General features: G+C 70.7%; 28 protein-coding genes. 12 read left to right on the top strand and 16 right to left on the bottom strand.

Annotated elements, in window-relative coordinates; all coding sequences use genetic code 11:
• Positions 1-3 precede the first annotated feature (3 nt).
• From BJ998_RS44765 to BJ998_RS44775, 3 genes are all read right to left on the bottom strand, one after another.
• The gene (locus BJ998_RS44765; protein WP_312890688.1) at positions 4-588 is read right to left on the bottom strand and encodes a TetR/AcrR family transcriptional regulator; all 585 of its coding nucleotides are present in this window, start codon (positions 586-588) and stop codon (positions 4-6) included.
• A 113-nt stretch (positions 589-701) separates the two neighbouring features.
• Entirely contained in the window at positions 702-1,601 is a 900-nt protein-coding gene (locus BJ998_RS44770; RefSeq protein WP_184870239.1) for a GNAT family N-acetyltransferase, read from the bottom strand.
• 36 nt (positions 1,602-1,637) lie between these two features.
• The gene (locus BJ998_RS44775) at positions 1,638-2,075 is read right to left on the bottom strand and encodes a nitroreductase family deazaflavin-dependent oxidoreductase (protein ID WP_184870240.1); all 438 of its coding nucleotides are present in this window, start codon (positions 2,073-2,075) and stop codon (positions 1,638-1,640) included.
• Between the two features lie 112 nt (positions 2,076-2,187).
• Here BJ998_RS44775 and BJ998_RS44780 point away from each other — a divergent pair, with 112 nt between their 5' ends.
• Entirely contained in the window at positions 2,188-2,745 is a 558-nt protein-coding gene (locus BJ998_RS44780) for a TetR/AcrR family transcriptional regulator (protein WP_184870241.1), read from the top strand.
• 4 nt (positions 2,746-2,749) lie between these two features.
• Here BJ998_RS44780 and BJ998_RS44785 read toward each other — a convergent pair whose 3' ends face one another.
• Genes BJ998_RS44785 through BJ998_RS44795 form a run of 3 tightly spaced genes read right to left on the bottom strand, consistent with a single transcriptional unit; the run spans position 2,750 to position 5,020 of the window.
• Complete coding sequence (locus BJ998_RS44785) at positions 2,750-3,562, bottom strand: pentapeptide repeat-containing protein (protein ID WP_184870242.1); 813 nt, start codon at positions 3,560-3,562, stop codon at positions 2,750-2,752.
• A 59-nt stretch (positions 3,563-3,621) separates the two neighbouring features.
• A complete protein-coding gene (locus BJ998_RS44790; protein WP_221339640.1) occupies positions 3,622-4,455 on the bottom strand; it encodes a class I SAM-dependent methyltransferase in 834 nt (277 codons plus the stop codon).
• Between the two features lie 4 nt (positions 4,456-4,459).
• On the bottom strand, positions 4,460-5,020 hold the full coding sequence (locus BJ998_RS44795; protein WP_312890689.1) for a TetR/AcrR family transcriptional regulator: 561 nt from the start codon (positions 5,018-5,020) through the stop codon (positions 4,460-4,462).
• A gap of 52 nt (positions 5,021-5,072) precedes the next feature.
• On the opposite strand from BJ998_RS44795, the gene BJ998_RS44800 reads away from it, so the two are divergent.
• Positions 5,073-6,089, top strand: a complete 1,017-nt coding sequence (locus BJ998_RS44800; protein ID WP_184870244.1) for an FAD-dependent monooxygenase — start codon at positions 5,073-5,075, stop codon at positions 6,087-6,089.
• A 40-nt stretch (positions 6,090-6,129) separates the two neighbouring features.
• Here the strand turns inward: BJ998_RS44800 and BJ998_RS44805 are convergent, their stop codons facing one another.
• Complete coding sequence (locus tag BJ998_RS44805; RefSeq protein ID WP_184870245.1) at positions 6,130-6,603, bottom strand: hypothetical protein; 474 nt, start codon at positions 6,601-6,603, stop codon at positions 6,130-6,132.
• Between the two features lie 19 nt (positions 6,604-6,622).
• Complete coding sequence (locus BJ998_RS44810) at positions 6,623-7,075, bottom strand: hypothetical protein (RefSeq protein WP_184870246.1); 453 nt, start codon at positions 7,073-7,075, stop codon at positions 6,623-6,625.
• Positions 7,076-7,214: 139 nt separating this feature from the next.
• Here BJ998_RS44810 and BJ998_RS44815 point away from each other — a divergent pair, with 139 nt between their 5' ends.
• The 3 genes from BJ998_RS44815 to BJ998_RS44825 are packed head-to-tail and all read left to right on the top strand — an operon-like array spanning position 7,215 to position 9,179.
• Positions 7,215-7,652: a helix-turn-helix domain-containing protein gene (locus BJ998_RS44815; protein ID WP_184870247.1), complete on the top strand. Its 438-nt coding sequence runs from the start codon at positions 7,215-7,217 to the stop codon at positions 7,650-7,652.
• Positions 7,649-8,149: a hypothetical protein gene (locus BJ998_RS44820; protein ID WP_221339641.1), complete on the top strand. Its 501-nt coding sequence runs from the start codon at positions 7,649-7,651 to the stop codon at positions 8,147-8,149. Before BJ998_RS44815 ends, BJ998_RS44820 begins: the two co-directional genes overlap by 4 nt.
• Positions 8,142-9,179: an MAB_1171c family putative transporter gene (locus tag BJ998_RS44825; protein WP_184870248.1), complete on the top strand. Its 1,038-nt coding sequence runs from the start codon at positions 8,142-8,144 to the stop codon at positions 9,177-9,179. The genes BJ998_RS44820 and BJ998_RS44825 overlap by 8 nt, the downstream gene beginning before the upstream one ends.
• On the opposite strand, the gene BJ998_RS44830 is transcribed toward BJ998_RS44825, so the two are convergent.
• From BJ998_RS44830 to BJ998_RS44845, 4 genes are read right to left on the bottom strand one after another with little or no spacing between them, the layout of a single operon-like run.
• On the bottom strand, positions 9,176-10,282 hold the full coding sequence (locus BJ998_RS44830) for a macrolide family glycosyltransferase (protein ID WP_184870249.1): 1,107 nt from the start codon (positions 10,280-10,282) through the stop codon (positions 9,176-9,178). The genes BJ998_RS44825 and BJ998_RS44830 overlap by 4 nt on opposite strands.
• A gap of 1 nt (position 10,283) precedes the next feature.
• Complete coding sequence (locus BJ998_RS44835) at positions 10,284-11,462, bottom strand: macrolide family glycosyltransferase (RefSeq protein ID WP_184870250.1); 1,179 nt, start codon at positions 11,460-11,462, stop codon at positions 10,284-10,286.
• 18 nt (positions 11,463-11,480) lie between these two features.
• Positions 11,481-12,785 carry an amidohydrolase family protein gene (locus tag BJ998_RS44840; protein ID WP_184870251.1) on the bottom strand — a complete coding sequence of 435 codons (1,305 nt, stop codon included), beginning with the start codon at positions 12,783-12,785 and terminating at the stop codon, positions 11,481-11,483.
• Positions 12,782-13,483 (bottom strand): alpha/beta fold hydrolase, encoded by a 702-nt coding sequence (locus BJ998_RS44845; protein WP_221339642.1) that lies wholly within the window; start codon positions 13,481-13,483, stop codon positions 12,782-12,784. The genes BJ998_RS44840 and BJ998_RS44845 overlap by 4 nt, the downstream gene beginning before the upstream one ends.
• A 210-nt stretch (positions 13,484-13,693) precedes the next feature.
• On the opposite strand from BJ998_RS44845, the gene BJ998_RS44850 reads away from it, so the two are divergent.
• Entirely contained in the window at positions 13,694-15,268 is a 1,575-nt protein-coding gene (locus BJ998_RS44850) for a M4 family metallopeptidase (protein ID WP_221339643.1), read from the top strand.
• A 128-nt stretch (positions 15,269-15,396) separates the two neighbouring features.
• Here the strand turns inward: BJ998_RS44850 and BJ998_RS44855 are convergent, their stop codons facing one another.
• Together BJ998_RS44855 and BJ998_RS44860 are read right to left on the bottom strand one after the other, a co-directional pair.
• On the bottom strand, positions 15,397-16,089 hold the full coding sequence (locus tag BJ998_RS44855) for a histidine phosphatase family protein (protein WP_184870254.1): 693 nt from the start codon (positions 16,087-16,089) through the stop codon (positions 15,397-15,399).
• Positions 16,090-16,104: 15 nt separating this feature from the next.
• Entirely contained in the window at positions 16,105-17,151 is a 1,047-nt protein-coding gene (locus tag BJ998_RS44860) for an LLM class F420-dependent oxidoreductase (protein WP_184870255.1), read from the bottom strand.
• Positions 17,152-17,223: 72 nt separating this feature from the next.
• On the opposite strand from BJ998_RS44860, the gene BJ998_RS44865 reads away from it, so the two are divergent.
• Genes BJ998_RS44865 through BJ998_RS44875 form a run of 3 tightly spaced genes read left to right on the top strand, consistent with a single transcriptional unit; the run spans position 17,224 to position 19,495 of the window.
• Positions 17,224-18,180 carry an aldo/keto reductase gene (locus BJ998_RS44865; RefSeq protein WP_184870256.1) on the top strand — a complete coding sequence of 319 codons (957 nt, stop codon included), beginning with the start codon at positions 17,224-17,226 and terminating at the stop codon, positions 18,178-18,180.
• A gap of 59 nt (positions 18,181-18,239) precedes the next feature.
• The gene (locus tag BJ998_RS44870; RefSeq protein WP_184870257.1) at positions 18,240-19,274 is read left to right on the top strand and encodes a YncE family protein; all 1,035 of its coding nucleotides are present in this window, start codon (positions 18,240-18,242) and stop codon (positions 19,272-19,274) included.
• On the top strand, positions 19,271-19,495 hold the full coding sequence (locus tag BJ998_RS44875) for a DUF5703 family protein (protein ID WP_184870258.1): 225 nt from the start codon (positions 19,271-19,273) through the stop codon (positions 19,493-19,495). The genes BJ998_RS44870 and BJ998_RS44875 overlap by 4 nt, the downstream gene beginning before the upstream one ends.
• Here the strand turns inward: BJ998_RS44875 and BJ998_RS44880 are convergent.
• A complete protein-coding gene (locus BJ998_RS44880; RefSeq protein WP_184870259.1) occupies positions 19,488-20,345 on the bottom strand; it encodes an alpha/beta fold hydrolase in 858 nt (285 codons plus the stop codon). The genes BJ998_RS44875 and BJ998_RS44880 overlap by 8 nt on opposite strands.
• An 82-nt stretch (positions 20,346-20,427) precedes the next feature.
• On the opposite strand from BJ998_RS44880, the gene BJ998_RS44885 reads away from it, so the two are divergent.
• The 3 genes from BJ998_RS44885 to BJ998_RS44895 are packed head-to-tail and all read left to right on the top strand — an operon-like array spanning position 20,428 to position 21,866.
• Positions 20,428-20,682, top strand: coding sequence for a DUF6412 domain-containing protein (locus tag BJ998_RS44885; protein WP_184870260.1), 255 nt, complete (start codon positions 20,428-20,430; stop codon positions 20,680-20,682).
• Positions 20,683-20,727: 45 nt separating this feature from the next.
• Positions 20,728-21,372, top strand: a complete 645-nt coding sequence (locus tag BJ998_RS44890; RefSeq protein WP_184870261.1) for a YidC/Oxa1 family membrane protein insertase — start codon at positions 20,728-20,730, stop codon at positions 21,370-21,372.
• Positions 21,369-21,866 (top strand): tetratricopeptide repeat protein, encoded by a 498-nt coding sequence (locus BJ998_RS44895; RefSeq protein ID WP_184870262.1) that lies wholly within the window; start codon positions 21,369-21,371, stop codon positions 21,864-21,866. The genes BJ998_RS44890 and BJ998_RS44895 overlap by 4 nt, the downstream gene beginning before the upstream one ends.
• Positions 21,867-21,955: 89 nt before the next feature.
• On the opposite strand, the gene BJ998_RS44900 is transcribed toward BJ998_RS44895, so the two are convergent.
• Entirely contained in the window at positions 21,956-23,293 is a 1,338-nt protein-coding gene (locus tag BJ998_RS44900) for a M20/M25/M40 family metallo-hydrolase (protein ID WP_184870263.1), read from the bottom strand.
• Positions 23,294-23,412: the final 119 nt, after the last annotated feature.

Below are 23,412 nucleotides of genomic sequence, written 5' to 3' on the forward strand. Positions count from 1 at the left end.
CGGTCAGGAGAATCCGTGGCTCGCCCGCGCGAAGCAGTCACGGGCGATGTCGAGCAGGCGGTCGAAGCCGTCGTCCGGCGACCACATGGTGTAGGCGGTGGCCAACACCGCCTGGGCGGTGTTGAGCATGAGGGTGGTTTCGATCTCGTGGCCGGGAGCCGTGCGCTCGGCGGCCCAGGCCCGCAGCTCGGCGGCGAACTGCTCGCCGTGGTCGCGGGCCGACTCCGCCAGCTTCGGCGACGTCGCCTTGAGGCGCTTCTGCACGGCGAGGCGGTCGGAGAACGTCGCCATGTAGGCGAGCAGCATCGCCTCCAGTGCCGGCCACAGCGGCTCGTCGGCCGGGCGGTCGCGCATCAGCGCCCGCCAGACCTCCGGCTCCTCCGGGTCGGGGTCCAGCACGATGGCTTCCTTGCTGGGGAAGTAGTTGAACATCGTGCTGCGGGAGACGTTGGCCGCGGCGGCGATCTCCTCCACGCTCACCGCCTCGTAGCCGCGCTCCTCGATCAGCCGGAACGCGGCGGCCCGGATGGTGCGCCAGGTCTGCAGCTTCTTGCGTTCCCGCAGGCCCGGTCCGTCGGTGTCGGCCACGTCGCCACCGTACGAGAATATTGGACTGGGTGCAAGTTTGGTCGCGGTGCAAGTTGTCGTGGTGTTGGCGCAGCAGGACGTCGCGCGGCGGCAGGTGCTGGCCGAGGCGTTGGTCAGCGGGTCAGGTACGCGGTGAAGTCGTCGGGGTCGGTGGCGGCGTCGAAGTCGGCGGGGCTGGCGTCGGTGTTGTCGTAGTCGACGGCGATGCGCCAGTGGCCGTAGATCTTGCGGGCGAAGGTGTGGAAGTGGCCGTGGAACACCTTCTGGTCGCCGTCGGCGCGGGTGGCGGTGAGGCGGTAGACGCCGCGCTCGCTGGCCAGTTCGCCGTCGGTGATGCGCTCGGTGAACCGGAACTCGATGGCGACGCGGCTGCCCCGCTCGTCCATCTCGGCCCGCCAGGTGCGGCTAGCGGCGGCGTACTCGTCGAAGCCCTGCACGGTTTTCCCGGGCCCGCCGGCGCGGATGAGTTCCGGGGTGTGCAGGGCGAGGAACGCCTCGGTGTCGCCGGCGGCGTAGGCGTCGCGGTAGGGCTGCCAGATGTCGGCGTTGAGCTCGGCCAGGAACCGGGCGGTGGGGCCGGCGTGCACCATGGTCAGCCGGTCGCCGACCTGCTGCTCGTCGACGAAACCGTTGCGGCGGTAGAGATCCCGGGCGTGGGTGTTGGACGTGACGACCTCCAGCCGCACGGTCCGCTCCCCCGCCCAGTCCACCAGGCCGTCGATGAGCGCCTCGCCGACGCCCCGGCCGCGGGCGTCGGGAGTGACCCACAGCGTGCCCAGTTCCAGGGTGCCGTCGGGGTTGTCGAATCCGCTGACCATGCCGGCCGGCTTGTCGTCGAACTCGGCGACGAGGTTGCGGCCCACCGCGAGTCGGTCGCGCCAGCGCTGCTCGTCGGCGTCCTGCCACTCCCGCAGCGTCGCGCCGAACGCGTCCGGGGCGTCGGCGAGCGCGGCCAGCCGCAGCTCGCGCCAGGTGGCCCAGTCGTCGACGCCCACGGCACGCACGGTGATCATGCCGGCAACCCTAGCCAAATCGGCCAGCGGTTTTCCTCAGTTCACGGGCTCCAGCACGAACACCGGGATCTGCCTGTCGGTGCGGGTCGTGTACTCGTCGTAGGCCGGCCAGACCTCGGTGGCGCGCCGCCACCACAACTCGCGTTCCTCGCCGGTGACCTCGCGGGCCCGGTAGTCCTTCTTGACGGTCTTGTCCTGCAGCTCGACCAGCGGGTTGGCCTTGAAGTTGTGGTACCAGACGGGGTGCTTGGGCGCGCCGCCGTAGGAGGCGACCGCGGCGTAGACGCCGTCGTGCTCGACCCGCATCACCGGGCTCTTGCGCAGCTTGCCGGACTTCGAGCCGACGGAGGTGATCACGACGACCGGCACGCCCTGCAGTTCGGTGCCCTCGGTGCCACCGGACCGCTCGTACTTGTCGACCTGCTCACGCACCCACTCCTGGGCGCTGGGCTCGTACTCGCCCTGCAACGGCATGGTTTCTGCTCCATCGTGAGAGGGGGTTACCCATCCCACCTTCCCCTGTTCACCTGCCGAGCGTCAAGTGACTCACTTGTCGCCCGGCAGGTGAAAGTGGGAGGCTGACGGGGTGAGCCCAGGAGTCCGGGCCGAGCAGGCCCGCCGCACCCGCGCCGGCATCCAGGACGCGGCGCTGGCGCTGTTCGCCGGCCGCGGCTACGACGCGACGTCGCTGCAGGACATCGCCGACGAGCTCGGGCTGACCAAGGCCGCCGTGTACTACCACTTCCCGTCCAAGCTCGAGCTGCTGCAGTCGATCTGCGAGCCCGTGTACGCCCGGGTGTCCGCGATCATCGACGACGCCGCCGCGCAGACCAGCCGGCAGCGCCGCATCGACGCCGTGGCCGACGGTTTCGCCGATCTGACGGTGTCGCGCCGGGCCACCATCAGCGTGCTGGCCGCCGATCCGGTGATGCACGGCCGGATGAAGGCCGCCAGCAAGATGGACGACCTGCTCATCCGGGCCGCCCGCGTCATCTACGGCGACTCCCCTACGCCCGACCAGATTCTGGCGGTTCGGGCGATCGCCGTGCTCAGTGACACCATCTCCGCGCTGCCGGAGTTGGCGGACGAGGAGGCGCGGGAGGTGCTGTCCCGCGCCGTGAAGCGGCTGCTGCCGCGCCGGTGAAGACCTACTTTCCCCAGTGCGCCGGGCGGGTCACCGTGTCCGGGATCTTCGTGCTCTTGTCGCCGCGGGCCGCATTGACCTGGGCCTGGGTGAGGAACAGGGCGTCGGTCAGGTCGGCGCCCCGCAGGTCGGCGTCGCGGAAGTCCGCCCCGATCACGTCGGCGAGACGCAGGTCGGCCTGGCGGAGGTCGGCGGCGATCAGATACGCGCCGCGGAGGTTGGCGCCGGCCAGGTCGGCTCCCTTGAGCTTGGCGCCCATGAGGTCGGCGCCCCGGCGGTCCGGCTTCTTCCCCTTGACGGTGGCGCGGGTGAGTTCGCTGGCGCGCAGCAGGAGTTCGTTCACCTCCTCGCGGTGGGCGGGGACGTCCACGGCCAGCAGAGTGTCCGGTTCGGACAGTGTGATGCCCTCGACCTTGTTGTAGGCGGCGGTGATCCGGTCGTGCAGGGAGCGGGCGGGCCGCAGGGTGCGGGCCTGGGCGAGGTACCAGAGCAGCTCGTGCAGCTGCCGCATGATCATGAACGCGCTGAACACGCGCTGGCGGTCGCCTTCGGCGGCGTCGCGCCAGCCGTGCCCGGCGAAGGTGGTCCGCGAGACCTTCTGCCCGGCGCCGAAGCAGTCGAACACGGTGCAGCCGGGGAATCCCTTGGCGCGCAGGTCGGAGTGGACGCCGCAGCGGTGGTCGGCGAGCAGGTTGCGGCAGGGCGTGCCGGCGGCCTTGGTGATCGCGAAGTCGGCGGACGCGGTGAAGGGCAGCGCGACGCAGCACAGGGCGAAGCAGTTCGGGCAGTCGGCGCGCAGGTCGTCGGTCACACCCATCAGTCAACCGCACGTCGGAGGAGCCGGCTGATCCGGTGCACCGTGATGCCGACGGAGATTCAGCGGCCGGCGACGATCGTGTACGCGGGCAGGGCGGCGTTGCCTCGGTCACGGGCGGTGGCGCGGATCAGGTCGGCCTGGGTGGCGACGAGGCGGCGGACCTCCGTGGGCAGGGCGGCCATGCGGTCGTTGTCGGAGACGTAGTCCAGGCAGGCGGCGATCTCCCAGTCGGCGTCCTGCATGTCGGCGGCGTCGACAGTCTCGGTGCGCTCCACATGCCAGCCGGCGTCGGCCAGGACACGGTGGATGTCGTCGCGGCCGAAGACCGTGCGGACGTTGCCGTCGCCGTGCGAGCCGGCGGCCTCGATCTGGCCCTGGGCGAGCACTGCCAGCAGGTGCGGGACCTGCTCGACGGCGGTCGGCCGCAGGTCCCATTCGGAGAAGCACAGCCGCCGCGCCCACGGCCGTACGTGCGCGAGGGTGTCGCGCAGCTGCTCGTAGGAGGCGAAGTACCAGGAGCATTGGGACAGCACGACGTGGTCGAAGGCGTCGGCGGGGAAGCTCGCGGCGAGGACGTCGGTGGAGAACCGGATCTCGATGCGTTCGCCCAGGTCCGTGGCGAGCAGGTGGTCGGCGGACTGGCCGAGGGTGACCGGCGCGCCGTAGTCCGGGTGGGCGATGTCGATGCCGAGCACGCGCCCGTCGGGGCCGACCGCGTCGGCGAGCACGGCGGTCATGTCGCCCTGGCCGCAGCCGATCTCCAGCACCGACGCGCCGGCGGCGAGTCCCCAACTGTCGGCGAGCGCCATGCGGAACCGGGTCAGCACGACCTGTCCCGGCAGGTCGGTGACGCTGGTCGCCATGAGCCTGGCGATCGACTCGGCATGATCCATGGCGTCAGACGCTACGCAGGCCGAGACCACGCAGCACAGTGACTATGCCGGGCAGTGGGTCGAAGTCGGGCAATGGCATGGCGATCTGGTGCAGGATCACGCCGTCGAGGAAGTCCAGCACGATCCGCGCGTGCGCGGTGGCGTCGGCGGAGCCCACGGCCCGCAGCCAGTCGCCGCCGCGCACGACCAGCGCCTCGCGGCTGCGGGTGAGGGCGTCGCGGAGCTCGGGGCGGGCCAGGGTTTCCAGGAACAGCGCGTAGCGGGCGACGATGCGCGGCCGGCCTGGTCCCAGGGCGTGGTGGACGAACCCGGCGAGCGTCATGGCGAGGCCGTCGACCCCGTCGGCGGCCAGCGCCATGTGCGCGATGTCGGCGCGGTCGAGCGCCTCGATGTGGTCGACGATGCCGTCGAGCAGGGCGTCCCGGCTGCGGAAGTAGTTGGAGGTGGTGCCGGCGGGCACCCCGGCGCGGGCGTCGACCGCCTGGTAGGTCAGCCGCCGGATGCCGTCGGTGCCGAGCACGTCCACGGCCGCGTCGAGCACCTGGTCCCGTCTGCGAGCAAGCACCGGGGCACTATATCCGTAGTGAAATCTACTATGTTCATAGTATCGTCGGGGCATGACGAGGACGGCGATGGTGGTCGGGGGCGGCATCGGCGGGCTGGCGGCGGCCGCACGGCTGCGGATGGACGGCTGGGACGTGCGGGTGCTGGAGCGCGCCGGCGGGCTGCCGGAGACGGGAACGGCCCTGGGCCTGTGGCCGGCCGCCGTGAAGGCGCTGGACGCGATCGGGGTCGGCGACCTGGCGCGGGAACAGGGGCGTCCGCAGCTGAGAACGACGCTGTTACGCCCCGACGGGACGCGGATCGCGTCGATGTCCCAGAAGGATCCGATCCATCTGCTGTCGCGGCCGCCGCTGCTTCGCTTGCTGCACAAGGCCGCCGGCGAGGTGGAGTTCGGCGCGTCGGCGCCGGACGTGCGGGAGCTGCGCGGCTACGACCTGGTGGTGGCGGCCGACGGCATCAACAGCGCGGCTCGCACGGCCCTGTTCGGCGACGCCTATCGGCCGGTCTATGTGGGGGCGACGGCGTGGCGGGGCACCGTGGACGGGGACACCGCCGACTTCGCCGAGACTTGGGGCGAACGAGCGCGGTTCGGCGTCACGCCACAGGAGGGCAACCGCACCAACTGGTACGCCTGCGTGCTGGCGCCGGAGCGGCAGCGCTTCCCCGGCGGCGAAGCGGCCGCGGTGCGGGGGCATTTCGGGCACTGGCACGGCGAGGTGCGACGTGTGCTGGCGCAGCTGACCGAGGACACGGTGGCACGTAACGACTTGTACTACCTCAAGCGACCGCTTCCGTCCTATGTGGCCGGTCGGGTGGCGTTGATCGGCGACGCCGCGCACGCGATGACCCCGGACATGGGCCGTGGCGCGTGCGAGGCGCTGGTGGACGCGGTGACGCTGGCGGAATCGGTGTCGACGCTGGGGGTCGCCACCGGTTTGCGCCGCTACGACAAGCTGCGCCGACGGCCGACGCAGCGGATGGCCAAGGCGTCGCTGCTGGTGAACCGGGCCGCTCATGCCCGCCGGTTCACCGGGATCCGCGACACCGTGCTGGGGCTGGCGGTGCGCTAGGAGGGAGCGGTCCGGGGGCGCGCCCGCGCCCCGGGACCGGTCAACGCGGCTTGGTCGTGTAGCCGAAGGCGAGGGTCGTGTTGGTGTGGCTGCTGGTCAGCGATCCTGTGGCCAGGAAGGTGTAGGCGCCGCTGAGCCCGGTGAGCTTGGGGGTCCAGCACCGAGTCTGTCCGGACCGCACGATGTGGTTGCCGCCCGGGCTGTCGCAGTCGACAAAGCTCGGCATGCCGTCGCGGTCCCGTTCGAGCACCACGTTGCCGTACTGACTCACGGTAGGCGAGTGGTCGAGCAGGAGAAAGCCCCAGTAGTTGTAGTTGCCGTCCCGGCACAACTGCACCTGGCCGACCAATGTTCCGCTGTCGGTTTTCACATAGCCGCGGTCGACGCGGTAACCGTAGGTGTCGCCGAACTCGCAGTCCGGCGCGGCCTGCGTGGACGCGCCCGCGACCGCGGGAGAAAGCGTGCCCGCCACCACCAGTGCCGCGCCCGCAACGATTTTGAGGGCCTTGAGCATTTCGTGTCCCCCGGAGCGGTCAGTAACTGAAGGACAGGATCGCGTGCGCCGAGCAGATGTCGGTGGTGAGATTGATGTCCTCGCACACCTTGATTTCCGCGCGTGCCTGGGTGGCCGCGGAGTGCAGCCGTGTGGACAACGGAGCGCCCACGGGCTTGAAGCGGGAGGACCGGGTGCTCTGCACGGCCTTGTCATTCACCCAGCGCCACTTGCCGTCGGTGTCCTCTTCCCAGAAGGAGAACCACACCTCCACGTAGATGGGATTTCCGTCGTTGCGCATGTCGACCCAGTTCGCGCCGACCGTCGCGTACACGCCGCCGTTGTTGGCGAAGTCGCCATACGCGGCGCCCACCTTGTCGCCACGGTCCACGACGTATATCGTTCCCCAATGCTGGCCGGCCGCGTTTGCGGCTGGCGCCGCCAATGACGCCGTCACCAATGCCGCCGCGGTTGCGGCCACTGTCGTGGCCAAGCGCATACGAGACATCGACAATTCCTCCCCTTGAATCGGAATGGCACGACGGTAACCGACACCACCGGGTCCGTCAACTGGCGTGAACCAGCCGCACCGAGACCGCTTCACGCCAGCTGGGCGGCGGTAGGATGCGCGCATGGCAGACGACATCGCCAGGGGCGCGCTGGCGACGAAGGTGAACCACCTGTTCAGCGTGGTGCGCCCGGCCAGTGGGGCCGAGTACACGTTCGACGAGGTCGCCGAGGCGATCAGGGCGCAGGGCGGCCCCACCATCTCGGCGACCTACCTGTGGCAGTTACGCAAGGGCCTGCGCGACAACCCGACCAAGCGCCACCTGGAGGCTCTCGCCGGATTCTTCGGCGTGCCCCCGGCGTACTTCTTCGACGACGCGGAGGCCGAGCGCATCGACGCCGAACTCGCACTGCTCAGCGCGCTGCGCGACGCGCCGGTGCGGCAGATCGCGCTGCGCGCGCGGGGGTTGTCGACCAAGAGCCTGGAGGCGATCAGCGACATGGTCGACCGGGTGCGTGAACTCGAGGGACTACCCGACCCCGAGGGCGACGTGGACCGATGATCCGGATCAGCCGGCGGAAGTTGCGGCGCCGCTGCGCCGAGGTGCTGCGGGACCTGGGCCTGCCGGATTCGTTCGACGTCCCGACGCTGTGCGCCGCGCTCAGCGCGCGGCGCGGGCGGCCGATCCAGCAACTGCCGGTGCCCAACCTGTTCGACGTGTGCGGGTTGTGGATCGCGACCGACACCGCCGACCTGATCGCGTACGAGCAGCACACGAGTGCGCCGCACCAGAACCACATCGTGCTGCACGAGATCGGGCACATGCTGTGCGACCACTACCCGGCCACGGTCAGTCCCGCCGAGCAGGCCCGGCTGCTGATGCCCAACCTCGACCCGAACATGATCCGCCGAGTGCTGGGCCGCACCGGCTACTCCAGCGTCGAGGAGCAGGAAGCGGAGTTCCTGGCGTCGCTGCTCGGCCAGCACACCCGCCCGGCGCGGCACGACGACTCCGTCACCGGCCGGCTCCGGTCGGCCCTGGAGAACGACCATGGGTGAACTGGTTCGCCGCTACGGCCCGGCCGTGCTCGCCTGGGGCATGTTGCTGTGGCTGCGGCCAGGTCCGGCGCCCGGCCGCCGGCTCGTCCGGCTCTGCGTGCTCGGCCTGGCCGTCTCGCAGACGGCTCTCACACCTGTCGTCGTCACCTTCACGCGTGACATCGGCGTGCCCAACGCCGAACGGCTCGTCGGCCACCTCGCCATGCTCGCCGCGGTCTGGGCCGGGGCACAGATCCTGTTGCGGCTGAACGGATGTAAGACGCGCGCCCGCGCGCACACGGCGTGGGTGATCTTCGCCGGCACCGTGATGGGCCTGCTGTTCGCTCTCGCCCCGAACCTGCTCCCGCAGTCGCCGTGGGTGATGGAGTACTGCATCGCCTACGCCGTGGCGTTGATGCCCGAGTTCGCCGTCATCGCACGGCTGTGCCTGCGGGACGCGGTCAGGGCGCCGGACCGGACACTGCGTCTGGGTCTCGGCCTTGTCGTCGCCGGAATCGTCGCCGCGGCCTGCTACATGACGAGCAGAACCGTCGTCGCGATCTCCGCCCGTGCCCCCGTCGATTTCGAGGTCGGGCGAGGGTTTCTGCTGAGCAAGGCCCTGCCGACGGCGGCCCACCTGCTGGTGCTGGCCGGGGTCGCGGCGCCGGCGATCACCGAGTGGGTGCGCCGGTGCCGGCGCTACCGGCGGCTCGGCCCGCTGTGGTTCGCCCTCTACCGGGCCGAGCCCGCCATCGCGCTGGAACCCCCGGGCCTGGCCACGCTCTTTCCCACCCGGCTGCAGCTGTACCGGCGGGTGATCGAGATCCGTGACGGTCTGCTGGCGATACGGCCCTACCGCCCCGCCGACGAGTCGCTCGAGGGTGAGCAGCGGGAAGCCGCCGAGATCGCGGCCGCCCTGCGGGCCCGCGAGCAGGGCACGCCGCTGCGTTCGGCGGAGATCACCGTGGCGGGCGGCCACGATCTGGGCAGCGACACCGAGTACCTGTGCCGGCTCGCCGACGCGTACCGCGAGACGGTGAAGCGGACTTAGGGCAGCGCCGCCTCCACCGCGTCGGCCGCGGCCGGGGCGCCGCCGGCTCGGCGAAGGTCGTCGGCCATGGCGGCGAGGTTGGCGCGAATGTCCTTGTCGGCGGCCACTTTCGTCACGGTGACGGCCAGTTCGGACAGGTCGGCCAGCACCCGGCCGAGGCCGAGTTCCTCGACCCGGCGGGCGTTGGCGGCCTGCTCGGGCGTCTGCGGGTAGCCGATCAGGGGGACCTGCCGGGCCAGGGCCTCCATGACCGAGTTCATGCCGGCGTGGGTGAGGAACGCCGCCGCGTACTTGAGCACGTTCTGCTGCGGGAAGAACGGCCGCACCTCGAAGTTGGCCGGGATCGGCCCCAGCCTGGCCGGGTCGACCCGGTCCCCCAGCGCCATCGCCACGTGCCAGTCGGTGCCGGCGAACGCCCGCGTGACGGCCCCGAAGAAGTCGGGCCGGTCGTTGACCACGGTGCCCAGCGACACGAACAGCACCCGCCGCCCGGGCGGCGGCCGCCAGTCCTCGTGCTGATCGGCCAGGGTCGGTCCGACGAACGCGTAGGAGTCGTCGAAGGTGTCGCCGGCGATCTGGAACCGGCGCGGCACGAACACGATCTGCCGCGCCGGAGTCGGCGCGTCGACGGGCACGCCGAGGTCGGCCGCGAGCTTGGCGCGGGCGGCGACGTACTCGCTCGGGTCGAAGTCCTCGGGGATGAGCAGCTTCATCAGGTCGAACGAGTCGTTGCTGGCATGGGTGGGCACGGTGACGACGGTCGGCACGCCGAGCCGGTGCGCCAGCAGCGGCGCGTACGGGGTGAGCACGTCGTAGCAGAGCAGGTCGGGCGGGTCGGCGCGGAACACCTTCTCCAGCGCCGGCACCACCGTCCGGCACGTCTCCACCCCGGCCAGCATCATCTCGTTCAGGCTGCCCGAGGGCCGGACCGATCCGGCGCGGGTGGACAGTGCGGTGGCGCCGGCGGCGGCGACCGCCTCGGCGTGGTCGGAACCGGCGGAGTAGGTGACGCGGTGCCCGCGCCGGACGAGCTCGGCCACCAGCGGCAGGGTCGGGTTGACGTGCCCGGCGGCCGGCAGCACGACAAAGGCGATGTGGGCCATGTCAGCGCACCATCTCCTCGATCGCGTCCGCCCCGGCCGGCGGGCCGCCGGCGTTGCGGATGTGCTCGGCCATCATGGCGAGGTTGGCGCGGATCTCCTTGTCCACAGCCACTTCCTCGACCGTGCGGCGCAGCTCGTCCGGGTCGACGTCGCGGCTGATGTCCAGCAGCCGGCCGAGTCCGAGTTCCTGCACGCGGCGGCCGTTGGCCGACTGCTCGGGGATCTGCGGGTACGACACGATCGGCACCTGCCGCATCAGGGCCTCCATGGTGGAGCCCATGCCGGTGTGGGAGAGGAACACCTCGGCGTGGCGCAACACCGTCGGCTGCGGGAAGAACGGCCGCACGTCGAAGTTGGCCGGGATCTCCCCCAGCTCGGCGATGTCGACCTGGTGGCCCACGGCCATCGCCACGTGCCAGTCGCTGCCGCCGAACGCCTTGATCACCGTGGCGAAGAAGTCGGCGCGGTCGTTGACGACGGTGCCCAGCGCCACGAACAGCACCCTCCTGCCGGCCGGCGGCTGCCAGTCATCGCCATCGTCGCGGATGCCGAAGGACGGGCCGATGAACTTGAACTCCTCGCCGAACAGCTCGTTCGACGGCTGGAACTCGCGGGGCAGGAACACCAGGTTCAGCCCGGCGTAGGCCGCCGGGCCGCCCATGGACTCCACCGGCACGCCGAAGTCCGCGGCCAGCTGGTTGCGGTCGGCGACGAACTGCTGGAACCGCGGGCGCATGGGGTCGAAGTCCCGGGGCGTGAACAGCGGCGTGAGGTCGAACTTGTCGTTGCCGGCGAAGTTGGGAAACGTCGAGGCCAGCGGCAGGCCCAGCTTGTGCGCGACCATCGAGCCGATCACGGTGACGGCGTCGTGCACGAGCACGTCCGGACGGTCCGCTGTCAGCCAGTCCACCACGGACGGCAGCACCCGCCGGGTGGCGCTGATGCTGGCGACCAGCATGTCGGCCAGTTCCTCGGTGGTCTGCCCGCCCTTGGACGCCGCGACCTGCGCCGGCTCCCAGTCCAGCGGGAACAGCTCCGCGCCGGAGGCGGCGATCATGTCGCCGTAGGCCGCGCCGGTGGCGTAGCCGACCCGGTGGCCGCGCCGGGTCAGCTCCTGCACCAGCGGCAGGGTCGGGTAGACGTGGCCGGACGCGGGCGCGGTGATGAACGCGATGTGCATTGTGAGTCCCCCAAACAGTCACTCCGATTCTGTCGGGGGACGCCACGTGCCGTCGAGCGCGATGCCGGCGGCCGCGGCAATGCGGTTGCGCGATTCGAGCAGCCGGGCCTGCAGCGCCGGCAGGTCCACGCCGACCAGCCGGCCGTCGCGTTTGACGACGCGGCCGGCAACGAGAACCGTGTCGACCAGGCCCGGATGGCCCGCGGCGACGATCGTGCCGGCGGGGTCGGTGACCGGGAAGACCGTCGGGTCGTCGGCGCGCAGCAGGATGACGTCGGCGTCCTTGCCCGGCGTGAGACTGCCCGTTCGGGCGGAAAGTCCGCACGCCCGGGCGCCGTCGACGGTGGCGAACTCCAGCAGGTCACGGGAGTTGAGGCTGCCGTCGAGACCGCGCTGCACGACGTAGGCGGTGCGCATGGTGGCGAACATGTCGCCGCCGGCGGACGGGCAGTCGTCGATGGAGAACGTGGGCCGCACGCCGGCGGCCAGCATGCGGCCGGTCATCGGCCAGCCGAAGCCCATCTTCAGCTCGACGTCCGGGCTGATCGACACCGAGCTGCCGGCGTCGGCCAGCATCAGCAACTCGTCGTCGTCGATCCCGTTGGCGTGCACGAACGTCGTGGTCTCCCGCAACAGGCCGTTGTCATGGAACTCGGCGATCGGCCGGCTGCCGTTGGCGCCGCCGGACCCGACGTGCACGCTGGCCCGCAGCCCGAGTTCGGCCGCCACCTTCAGATCCGCCGCGACGACGTCCACTGTGGTCAGTAGCGGGCCGCGCAGCCCCAACGCCATCGTCACCAGGCCGCCGTCGGGGACGCCGTCCCGGATGCGGCGGAGCTCCCCGTCGACCGGATCGGGCGAGCCGAACTCCCCGCCCAGGCAGAAGATCGACCGTGCCGGCGCGTCCCGCAGTCCGGCCAGCGCGGCGTCGGAGTGCTCGGGACTCTGCGCGGCGTGGAACCAGTCCAGCATCGTGGTCACGCCGGAGTGCAGGGCCTCCAGCCGGCCGAGCAGATTGCCCAGGTAGATGTCCTCGGGCCGGTAGTGCGGCTTGAGCGTGCCGTGCATGGCGACGCGGTACTCGGCGAACGTCCAGTCCGCGCCGATACCGCGGAACGCCGTCTGCCAGGTGTGGCGGTGGGTGTCGACGAAGCCGGGCAGCACGATCCGGCCGGTCGCGTCGATCACCTCGGCGTCGGGGGCGTCGATCCGCTCGGCCACCTCCGTGATCACGCCGTCGGTGATCAGCACGTCGCCGCGGGCGAGGTCGCCGACGGCCGGGTCCATGCTGACGACAATGCCGCCGGAGAGCAGGGTCCTCATCGGGTGAGCGCCTCCACGAACGCCTTCGGGTTGTCCAGCATCATGTTGTGGCCGCCGCCGGGGATCACCGACACCGTCACGCCGGCCTCGACCAGCTCGGCCTCGTCGGCCGGGCGGTCGCTGCGCTCCCCCAGCAGGAACGTGCGCGGGATCGGCAGCGCGCACAGGCTGTGCAGGAACCAGCGCTCGCGGGGGCCGGCCAGCGACACCGCGCTGCGGTGCATCGCCACCGGGTCCGCCTGCCGCGCGGTCGCCGCCCACTCCGTGCCGATCACGTTGAGGATCCGGCCGTGCATGGTCTGCACGTACTCGTCCTCCGCGTAGCCGGCGATGCGCGCACTCAGCGCACGGGGTTCGGCCGGACGGAGGTTCGGCTCGGCCAGAACCAGCTCCCCGACCAGCGCGGGGTGACGCTCCGCAAGCACGATCGCGATCGCCCCGCCCATGCTGTGCGCGACCACCCGCACCCCGTCCAGATCCACGGCGCGTAGCAGCGTGGCGACCGTGTCGGCGTGTTCCTCCATCGTGTAGCCGAAGCCGGCCGGCCGGTCGCTCAGCCCGAAGCCGAGGAGGTCAACCAGCAGCGAGCGCCGGCCCGTCGCCGTCGCGACCTGCGCGAAGTAGGCCGGCGACGACGAGCCCAGGCCGTGCAGGTAGACCGTCGGCGGTTCGGCCCCCGGCAGCTCCACCCACCGCATGCGGGCCCCGTCCGGACCCACCTCAAGGTGACGCACAGTGATCCCCCTCCAGGAAAACGCGGTCTTAACTGTCAACGAAGCACGGTCACAGCAAGGGATTTCCCTATTACGTACCGTGTTCGGTTCTCGGCAGGATCGAACTCGTTCCCGATGTCCGTTCCGTCCGATCCCGACGGCACGGACACCCTGCACCAGGAACGAGGAGACTCGATGAAACGTGTGACCCTGTGCTGCGCCGCCGCCGTCACGGCGGCTCTGCTCAGCTCCGTCGCCGGGTTCACCACTGCCACCGCAGCGCCGGCCAACCCGCTCGTCGCCCACCAGGCGGCGCTGCAGGCGGCCGCGGACCAGGCCCCGGCGCTGGCCGGCACGCTCGGGCTGGGCAGCCAGGAGAAGCTGGTCGTCAAGGACGTCGTCACCGACGCGAACGGTACCCGGCACCTGCGCTACGACCGCACCTACGCCGGCCTGCGCGTCATCGGCGGCGACCTGATCGTCGACGAGACCGCCGCCGGCTCGGTCAGCCACGTCACCTACGCCAACAGCGCCCGCATCGCGCCGGCCGCCACCCCGAAGCTGTCGGCCGACGCCGCCGCTTCCGCGGCCGCCGCGACCGTGGCCGGCTCGAACCTGGCCAAGTCCGCGCCGCAGCTGGTGGTCTACGCGGTCGACACCGCGCCCACGCTGGCGTACGAGACCGTGGTCACCGGCGTGCAGGCCGACCAGACGCCGATCCAGCAGCACGTGATCACCGACGCCGCCACCGGCAAGGTGCTGTACTCCTACGACGGCATCGAAGAGGCCACCGGCACCGGCAACACCGAGTACTCCGGCAAGGTCACCCTGACCACGACCCAGTCCGGCAGCACCTACCAGCTCAAGGACGGCTCGCGGGGCAACCAGCAGGTCAACACCCTCAACCACGGCTCCGGCACCGGCACCCTGGTGACCAGCAGCAACAACGTCTTCGGCGACGGCAACGCCACCACGGTCAACACCGCCGCCGCGGACGCCGCCTACGGCGCCGCCGAGACGTGGGACTTCTACAAGAACACCTTCGGCCGCAACGGCATCAAGAACAACGGCGTCGGCGCGCTGAGCAAGGTCCACTACGGCAACGCCTACGTCAACGCCTTCTGGGACGACAGCTGCTTCTGCATGACCTACGGCGACGGCAGCGGCAACGCCCACCCGCTGACCGCGCTGGACGTGGCCGGGCACGAGATGTCGCACGGCGTCACCTCCGCCACCGCCGGCCTGGTCTACTCCCGTGAGTCCGGCGGCCTCAACGAGGCCACCAGCGACATCTTCGGCACCGCCGTCGAGTTCTACGCCAACAACGCCAGCGACCAGGGCGACTACCTGATCGGCGAGAAGATCGACATCTTCGGCAACGGCAAGCCGCTGCGCTACATGGACCAGCCCTCCAAGGACGGCCAGTCGGCCGACTACTGGTCCTCCACCGTCGGCAACAAGGACGTGCACTACTCCTCCGGTGTCGCCAACCACTTCTTCTACCTGCTGTCCGAGGGCAGCGGCGCCAAGACCGTCAACGGCGTCAACTACAACAGCCCGACGTCCAACGGCCAGAAGGTCACCGGCATCGGCCGCGACAAGGCCGCCGCGATCTGGTTCCGCGCCCTGACCACGAAGTTCGTCTCCACCACGAACTACGCCCAGGCCCGCACCGGCACCCTCGCCGCCGCGGCCGACCTGTACGGCGGCACCAGCAGCGCCGAGTACAAGGCCGTCGCCGCCGCGTGGAGCGGTGTCAACGTGAACTGACCTCGCGTTGGGAAAGCCCCGTTCCTCTACTCCGAGTAGAGGAACGGGGCTTTCCCGCACTCACAGTCGACATCGCCGTCCCCCCGAGTTCGATGTGAGCCGATGATACGGAGTGATCGCTCCGGTTATCAAGCGCCGGTGGTGCCACCCACGACCGCGTCGGAGGCGTTCTCCTCGTCCTTCGGCTTCACCGGAACGATGGCGGCGTACTCGGAGCCGTGGTCGTTCATCCGCACCACGAACGGCCGCGTGTGGGTGTAGCGGACGACGGAAACCGAGCACGGGTCGGCGACGATGCGCTGGAACGAGTCCAGGTGCGTGCCCAGGGCATCGGCCAGGACAGCCTTGATCACATCGCCGTGGCTGCACGCCAGCCACACGGCTTCGTCACCGTGCTCGGCGGTGATCCGAGCATCGTGCCGCCGCACGGCGGCGACGGCCCGAGCCTGCACCGACGCCAGGCCCTCGCCGCCGGGAAACACCGCCGCGGACGGGTGCTGCTGCACGACCGTCCACAACGGCTCCTTCAACAGATCCTTGATCGCCTTGCCGGTCCACTCGCCGTAGTCCACCTCGGACAGATCGTCCTCGATCACCGGCTCGATCCCGCGATCGGCGGTCAACGGCGCGATGGTCTGCTGGCACCGCAGCAGCGGCGACGACACGACGCCGGCCAGCTCCACCCCGGCCAGCCGCTCCACGAGCTTGGCCGCCTGGGCCTGACCGGCCTCGGCCAACTGCACGCCGGGAGACCGACCGGCCAGCACCCCGGAACCGTTCGCGGTGGACTGCGCGTGCCGCAGGAGAATCAGAGTCGCCACACCCGCAGCCTACGGTCAGGCCACGCCCGACTTGTCCAGCGCCTCCGCCGCAGCCCGCAACGCCTGCACGTTCAGCTCCAAGTCGAAGTGCATCGGCGACACCGTCAAGGTCGTCACCCCGGCCCCGGCCAGCGCCTGCATGCCGTCGGCGATCCGCTCCACCGGCCCCAGCAGCGAGGTGGCGTCCAGGAACTCCACCGGCAGCGCGGCCATCGCGCCGGCGTAGTCGCGGGCCAGGTACTTCTCCTGCACCTCGGCGGCCTGCGCCTCGAAGCCCATCCGACACGCCAGGTTGTTGTAGAAGTTCTTCTCCCGGCTGCCCATGCCGCCCACGTACAGCGCCGCATACGGCCGCACCTTGTCGGCGGCCGCCTTCCAGTCCTCACCCAGCACCAGCGGCGCGGTCGGCACGACATCGAACCCGTCCAGGGTCTTGCCGACCTTCTCCCGACCGGCCCGCACCTGCGCCAACGACTCCGAGGCGAACTCCGCCGAGTAGAACACCGCCAGCCAGCCGTCCGCGATCTCCCCGGCCAACTCCAGGTTCTTCGGCCCCACCGCCGCCAGATAGATCGGGATCTGCTCCCGCACCGGATGCACGGTCAACGTCAGCGCCTTGCCCGGACCGTCCGGCAGCGGCAGCGTGTAGTGCCTGCCCTCGTACCGCAGCTTCTCCCGCCTCAGCGCCGACTTCACGATGTCGACGTACTCACGGGTCCGCGCCAGCGGCTTGTCGAACCGCACCCCGTGCCAGCCCTCCGACACCTGCGGGCCCGACACGCCGAGGCCGAGGCGGAACCGACCACCCGACAGGGTGTCGAGTGTCGCGGCCGTCATCGCCGCCATCGCCGGCGTCCGCGCCGGGATCTGCAGGATCGCCGACCCGACATCGATCCGCGAGGTGTGCGCGGCCACCCAGGACAACACCGTCGGCGCGTCCGAACCGTAGGCCTCCGCGGCCCACACCACCGCGAAGCCCAGCCGCTCGGCCTCCTTCGCCAGCTCCAGGTTGTCCGCGTCGTTACCCGCGCCCCAGTATCCGAGGTTCAGCCCAAGTCGCACGAGCGGACCCTACCCGTCAGTAACCTTCGCGGCAACAGGCCCACCGGCCAAGATCGGAATAGGCTCGCACCCGTGCAGCAAAGACACCTCGGCCGCAGCGGCCTTCGGGTCTCCCGGCTGGCGCTGGGCACCATGACCTGGGGCAAGGACACCGACCCCGAAGAAGCCACCAGGCAGCTCACCGCCTACATCGAGGCCGGCGGCACCCTCGTCGACACCGCCGACGTCTACACCGACGCCGAACAGATCCTCGGCTCACTCGTCGGCGACGTCGTCGAACGCGACGACATCATCATCGCCACCAAAGCCGTCGCCCGCCGCGACGACGGACCCTTCGGCGGCGGTGCCAGCCGCGGCGCCCTGCTCACCGCCCTCAACGGCTCCCTGCGCCGACTCGGCGTCGACCACATCGACCTCTGGCAGCTGCACGCCTGGGACAGCACCGTCCCCCTCGACGAAACCCTGTCCGCCATCGACGCCGCCGAGAAAGCTGGCAAGATCCGCTACGCCGGCGTCTCCAACTACACCGGCTGGCAACTGGCCACCGCCGCCCTCACCAGCCCCCTGCCGATCATCTCCACCCAGGTCGAGTACTCCCTGCTCGAACGCGGCATCGAACGCGAAGTCGTGCCCGCCGCCGACCACCACGGCATCGGCATCCTCTGCTGGGCCCCACTCGGCCGCGGCGTCCTCACCGGCAAATACCGCAACGCCACCCCCTCCGACTCCCGAGGCGCCTCCCCGCACTACGCCCCGTACGTCGAACACCACCGCAGCGAACGCGCCGCCCGCATCGTGCAGGCCGTCGTCACCGCCGCCGACGGACTCGGCACCACCCCGCTCGCAGTGGCCCTGGCCTGGGTCCGAGACCGACCCGGCGTCGTAGCCCCGGTGGTCGGCGCCCGCGACACGACACAACTGCAGGCCAGCCTCGCCGCCGAAGACCTCGTACTCCCACCGGCCATCCGAGCCGCGCTCGACGACGTGAGCGATATCGAACTCGGCTACCCCGAACGACCGCTCGGCTGACCGGGTGTCGTACATGACACGCAAGTGACCCCCACGTGACCACGGAGCGCCGGTCGGGGATGCTGGAGACAGCACAGCACCACGAGGAGGCCCCGTTGCGCCGGCTCGCCGTCGTCCTGATCGCCGGATCAACCCTGGTCACGGGGTGTTCGTCCGGCACCAACAGCGGGGACGACCTGCAGGTTGCCGACACCGTCACCGCCGCCACCCCGGCCGATTCGCCCGCACCCGCGAAAACCCCCGCCGGGACCGTGCTGCCCCTGAGCCAGAACGCCACGGCCATCGCCGTCGACACCGCCCACCACACCGCGGCCGTCGCCGTCGACAACCCACCCGCGCTCCGCCTCTACGACCTGACCAGCATCGATACGCCGCCCCGCACCATCGACCTGCCCGGCCGCGTCGACAACCTCAGCACCGCCGGCGACACCCTCCTGGCCCCCGTCCGCACGGCCAACCAACTCCTGCGCATCACCCTCCCCGCCGGCACCGTGGACAAGATCACACTCACCGGCGGACCCGTCGCCGCCAACACCAAGGGCGACCAGACCCTCGTCGCCCTCCACGACACCAAATCCGTCGCCGTGCTGACCGGCGACAAGACCGACCGCACCATCACCGGCCTCGCCAGCGCCGACCAAGCCCTCCCCGTCGGCGACAAGGCAGTCGTCCTCGACCGCCTCCGCACCGCCGTCTTCGACCTCGACCCCACCGCCGGCACCGTCGGCGCCGGCCTCCGCGCCGGCGACGGCGCCACCAACGCCGTCACCGACAAGTACGGCCGGGTCCTCGTCACCGACAGCCGCGGCGGCGAACTCCTCGTCTACAAACCCGACACCCTCGTCGAACTCCAGCGCTACCCCGTCCCGGGCACGCCCTACGGCATCGCCTACGACCCCGACCGCGACCTCGCCTGGGTCACCCTCACCGCGACCAACCAGGTGGTCGGCTACGACATCGCCGGCGGCGAACCAGTCGAACGCCACCGCCTGCCCACCGTCCGCCAACCCAACTCCGTGGCGGTCGACCCCACCACCGGACGCGTCCTCGTCGCGTCCGCCGACGGCGGAGGAGTACAGGTGATCACACCATGACAGCAGCCACCAACGAGGTGGTCGACGGCGACTGGGAATACCGCGGGCTGCGCCTGCCGCCCGGTGTCTCCCGCCGCACCGCCGCCACCCAGCTCGCCATCCACGCCGAATTCGCCGGCTGGGAACTCTCCCGGGTCCTGCTCTACGGCGACGGCACCCGCAAGGTCTGGCTCCGCCGCAAGCGCAGCGCCGCCACCCTCGCCCCCGGCCCCATCACGTAACAACCAGGCCCCGCACCAACCGCACCACCTCGGCGGGACGCTCCAACGGCACCATGTGCCCGGCGCCCGGCAGCACGACCGCGTCCCCGGACCCCACCGCCTTCACCAACCCCTGCGCGTTCGACGCCGGACACAACCGGTCCCGCTCACCCACCGCGGCCACCACCGGCACCCGCGACGCCACCGTCAACGCCGCCTCCCGGTCGTACCGGTCGAAGGCCGGCCGGAACAACGCCACCGTCGCCGGCCAGTGCTCGGCCACCATCTCGGCCGTCAGCGCGGCGTCCTCCTCGTTCGGATCGTCCCCGAACAGCCACCACTTCAGGCCCGCGGCCTTGGCCGGCTCGATCCGCCCACGGATGTGCCGCACCACCGGACCGAACACCTTCTCCAACTCCTCCACGAGCTTGCCGACCGCCTGCGGCCACGCCAGCGACGTCTCACCCCGCCGACCCACCGCCGTCGACAGGAACGCCAACCCCGACACCCGCTGCGAGAACAGCCGCGGATGCCGCTCCACCAGCGCCATCGTCGCCATGCCACCCATCGAATGGCCCACCACGACCACCCGCTCCGAGTCCACGCCCCGATCGATCAACTCGGCCAGGTCGTCACCCAGCTGCTCGATCGACGCGGTCTCCGGTGTCGCCGGCCCCGACTGCCCGTGCCCGCGATGGTCATAGGCCACGACCTGCAGCTCGTCGTGCGCCAACTCCGGGATCACCCGATGCCAGCTGCGGTGATCCAACGCGTAACCGTGGGCGAGCACCACGGTCACCGGTGCGTCCGGAGCACCGGACCGAACCACGTTCAGCCCGACTCCGTCTTCCAGCGGGAAGACTTCATCCATTCGGGAATCGTGTCATGTAGTCAGGACACCTGCGACCGATGTCGTACGCTCTGGGTAGCGACCTGACGAGAACAGGGGGTGGATGTTGCACGATCTCGTGACGACCTTCACCACCCTGATGACCGCCGGCCCCGGCCTGGCCACCATCGTCCTGCTCGCCGGCTTCCTCATCGCCGCCCTGGCGATCCATCTCTGCTCCACCCGCCACGCCGACCACGCGATCCGCCGCACCATCGGCCTGGCCACCCGCGAGCAGGCCCGCAGCCGCCACGTGCTGCGCCAACTCGATCCCGACGCCGCCGGACACACCCGCCCCCGAGCACCTTCAGCCGCCTGATCCACCCCAGGCACCCGCACCCACCCTCCGCTGAAGGGCTCATTCATGCTGTCCGCACTCTTCGACCCGTTCGTCGACGCCGCCTACCACTTGGTCTCGTTCCTGGCGCCGCTGACCGGAACCGCCGGCGCCATCGTCGTCTTCGTCATGATCGTCCGACTCTGCCTGCACCCGCTGGCCCGCATCCAGGTCCGCGGCGAACGGGCCCGCGCCGAGATCATGCCCAAGCTCAAGGAGATCCAGGACCGGCACAAGGGCAACCCCGACCGGCTCAACCAGGAACTGGCCGCCTTCTACGGCGGCGAGGGCAAGGGCATGTTCGCCGGCTGCCTGCCCATGCTCATCCAACTGCCGATCTTCTCCGTGATGTACCGGCTGTTCCTGTCGCCGACCGTCGGCGGCCACCCCAACCTGCTGCTCACCCACACCCTGCTCGGCACGCCGTTGAGCACGGTGTTCATCACCTCGCCCAGCATCGCCGCGGTGGGCCTGTTCGCGCTGATGGCCGGCGTGGCCACGTGGTCGGCGATGCGGATGACCGGGCCCAAGCTGCTGCGGGTCCTGCCGTACGCCACGGTCGTGTTCGCCATGTTCGTGCCGCTCGCGGCCGGGCTGTACCTGCTCACCACCACCGCGTGGACGGCCTTCGAGCGCGCGCTGCTGACGCGGCGTGAGAAGGTCGCCGGGTGATCGATGTTGCGGAGCAGTTGGCCCGGGCCGTGTCCCTGCGTGAAACCGGTTCGGTGGACGAGGCCCGGGACCTGCTGCTGAAGTTGTCGTCGGCGGCGCCCGACGACAGCCGCGTCGCCTACCAGACCGCATGGGTCCACGACGTCCTGGGCCTGGAACGCGACGCGATCCCGTTCTACGTGCGGGCGCTCGACGGCGACGGACTGTCGGCCGTCGAGCGCCGCGGCGCGATGCTGGGCCTGGGCAGCACGTATCGCACGCTGGGCCGGTACGCCGAGGCGGTGAGCGTGCTGTCCGCCGGCGTCGCCGAGTTCCCGGACGACCGCGCGCTGGCCGTGTTCCTGGCGATGGCCCTGTACAACGCCGGCAACGCCAAGGAGGCCGTCGCCGGGCTGCTCACCGTGCTCGCCGACACGAGCGCCGATCCGGAGGTCAGGCGGTACGAGCGGGCGATCAGGCTGTACGCCGAGGACCTGGACCGAGTCTGGGACTGATCCCTTTCCTGTCCAGGAGGTCTTTGTTGCTGCTCGGGCGAGCTACCTTTTTAGTGTCTTTTTTAGTCGTCACTGAAGCTATAGTGATATCATGCCTCTTGAATGAAGCGGTCCAGGACCCGGGTTCCGAACTCCAGGGCCTCGACCGGGACCCGCTCGTCCACGCCGTGGAACAGCGCCGTGAAGTCCAGGTCGTCGGGCAGCTTCAGCGGCGAGAAGCCGAAGTTGCGGATCCCCAGCCGCTGGAACGACTTCGCGTCCGTGCCCGCCGACAGCATGTACGGCAGCAGCTTCGCCTCCGGATCCTCGGCCAGGATCGACCGGTGCATGTGGTCCACGATGGCGCCGTCGAACGAGGTCTGGACCGGCGGCAGGCTCATCCACTCCCGCTCCACGTCCGGTCCGAGGATCTCGGCCAGCTCCCGCTCGAACGCCTCCTCCCGGCCCGGCAGGATCCGGCAGTCCACGCTGGCCTCGGCGATCGACGGGATCACGTTCGACTTGTAGCCGGCCGAGAGCATCGTCGGGTTGGCGGTGTCGCGCAGCGTCGCGCCGACGATCCGGGAGATGCCGCCGAGCTTGGCGATCGCGCCGTCCAGGTCGTCCTCGGGGAACTCGATGCCGGTCAGCTCCGTGACGCCGGCGAGGAACTCCCGCACCGAATCCGTCAGCACCAAGGGGAACCGGTGCCGGCCCAGCCGCGCCACCGCCTCGGCCAGCTTCGTGACGGCGTTGTCCTCGTGCACCATCGAGCCGTGCCCGGCGCGGCCGCGCACCCGCAGCTTCAGCCAGGCGATGCCCTTCTCGGCCGTCTCCACCAGGTAGGCGCGGACGCCGTCCTTGAGCGTGATCGAGTAGCCGCCGACCTCGCTGATGGCCTCCGTGCAGCCCTCGAACAGCTCCGGCCGGTTGTCCACCAGCCAGCTCGCGCCCTGCTTGCCGCCCGCCTCCTCGTCGGCGAGGAAGGCGAAGACGATGTCGCGTCGCGGCGTGATGCCGTCCCGCTTGAGCCGGCGGGCGACCGCCAGGCTCATCGCCACCATGTCCTTCATGTCGACGGCGCCACGGCCCCAGACGTAGCCGTCCTGGACCGCGCCGGAGAACGGGTGCACCGACCACTCCGCGGCGTCGGCCGGCACCACGTCCAGGTGGCCGTGGACCAGCAGCGCTCCCCTGCTCGGGTCGGCGCCGGCCAGGCGCGCCACCACGTTGCCGCGGCCCGGGCCCTGGTCGCCGGACTCCACGTAGGTGGTCTCGTAGCCCACCTCGGCCAGCTTCTCCGCCACGTACTCCGCGGCCGCCCGCTCCCCCACCAGCGTCGCGGGATCCCCGGTGTTGGTGGTGTCGATCTGGATCAGCTCACTGGCCAGCTCGACCGCTTCCCGCTCGGCCAGCCGCAACCCGTCCGTGTTCTGGTGCTCGGTCACCAGCCATTCCTATCACTGGAGCCGGGCCCGTCCCGCTCTCCGGGACCCGCCCGACCCCAGCGCCTCGCCTTCGCCGTCCTGGCGGGTCCGGCTTTTCGCTTTCAGAGTGCTTCGTTTCA

Origin of the sequence: Kutzneria kofuensis (assembly GCF_014203355.1) — a bacterium.
Classification (GTDB): domain Bacteria; phylum Actinomycetota; class Actinomycetes; order Mycobacteriales; family Pseudonocardiaceae; genus Kutzneria; species Kutzneria kofuensis.

Coding starts and splice junctions, on each gene's coding strand:
- BJ998_RS44770 (WP_184870239.1), bottom strand. CDS start 1,601: ATGATCACCGTGCGTGCCGTGGGCGTCGACGACTGGGCCACCTGGCGC.
- BJ998_RS44775 (WP_184870240.1), bottom strand. CDS start 2,075: ATGCCGTTGCAGGGCGAGTACGAGCCCAGCGCCCAGGAGTGGGTGCGT.
- BJ998_RS44785 (WP_184870242.1), bottom strand. CDS start 3,562: ATGGGTGTGACCGACGACCTGCGCGCCGACTGCCCGAACTGCTTCGCC.
- BJ998_RS44790 (WP_221339640.1), bottom strand. CDS start 4,455: ATGGATCATGCCGAGTCGATCGCCAGGCTCATGGCGACCAGCGTCACC.
- BJ998_RS44800 (WP_184870244.1), top strand. CDS start 5,073: ATGACGAGGACGGCGATGGTGGTCGGGGGCGGCATCGGCGGGCTGGCG.
- BJ998_RS44805 (WP_184870245.1), bottom strand. CDS start 6,603: ATGCTCAAGGCCCTCAAAATCGTTGCGGGCGCGGCACTGGTGGTGGCG.
- BJ998_RS44815 (WP_184870247.1), top strand. CDS start 7,215: ATGGCAGACGACATCGCCAGGGGCGCGCTGGCGACGAAGGTGAACCAC.
- BJ998_RS44820 (WP_221339641.1), top strand. CDS start 7,649: ATGATCCGGATCAGCCGGCGGAAGTTGCGGCGCCGCTGCGCCGAGGTG.
- BJ998_RS44825 (WP_184870248.1), top strand. CDS start 8,142: ATGGGTGAACTGGTTCGCCGCTACGGCCCGGCCGTGCTCGCCTGGGGC.
- BJ998_RS44830 (WP_184870249.1), bottom strand. CDS start 10,282: ATGGCCCACATCGCCTTTGTCGTGCTGCCGGCCGCCGGGCACGTCAAC.
- BJ998_RS44835 (WP_184870250.1), bottom strand. CDS start 11,462: ATGCACATCGCGTTCATCACCGCGCCCGCGTCCGGCCACGTCTACCCG.
- BJ998_RS44840 (WP_184870251.1), bottom strand. CDS start 12,785: ATGAGGACCCTGCTCTCCGGCGGCATTGTCGTCAGCATGGACCCGGCC.
- BJ998_RS44845 (WP_221339642.1), bottom strand. CDS start 13,483: ATGCGGTGGGTGGAGCTGCCGGGGGCCGAACCGCCGACGGTCTACCTG.
- BJ998_RS44850 (WP_221339643.1), top strand. CDS start 13,694: ATGAAACGTGTGACCCTGTGCTGCGCCGCCGCCGTCACGGCGGCTCTG.
- BJ998_RS44870 (WP_184870257.1), top strand. CDS start 18,240: ATGCTGGAGACAGCACAGCACCACGAGGAGGCCCCGTTGCGCCGGCTC.
- BJ998_RS44875 (WP_184870258.1), top strand. CDS start 19,271: ATGACAGCAGCCACCAACGAGGTGGTCGACGGCGACTGGGAATACCGC.
- BJ998_RS44880 (WP_184870259.1), bottom strand. CDS start 20,345: ATGGATGAAGTCTTCCCGCTGGAAGACGGAGTCGGGCTGAACGTGGTT.
- BJ998_RS44885 (WP_184870260.1), top strand. CDS start 20,428: ATGTTGCACGATCTCGTGACGACCTTCACCACCCTGATGACCGCCGGC.
- BJ998_RS44890 (WP_184870261.1), top strand. CDS start 20,728: ATGCTGTCCGCACTCTTCGACCCGTTCGTCGACGCCGCCTACCACTTG.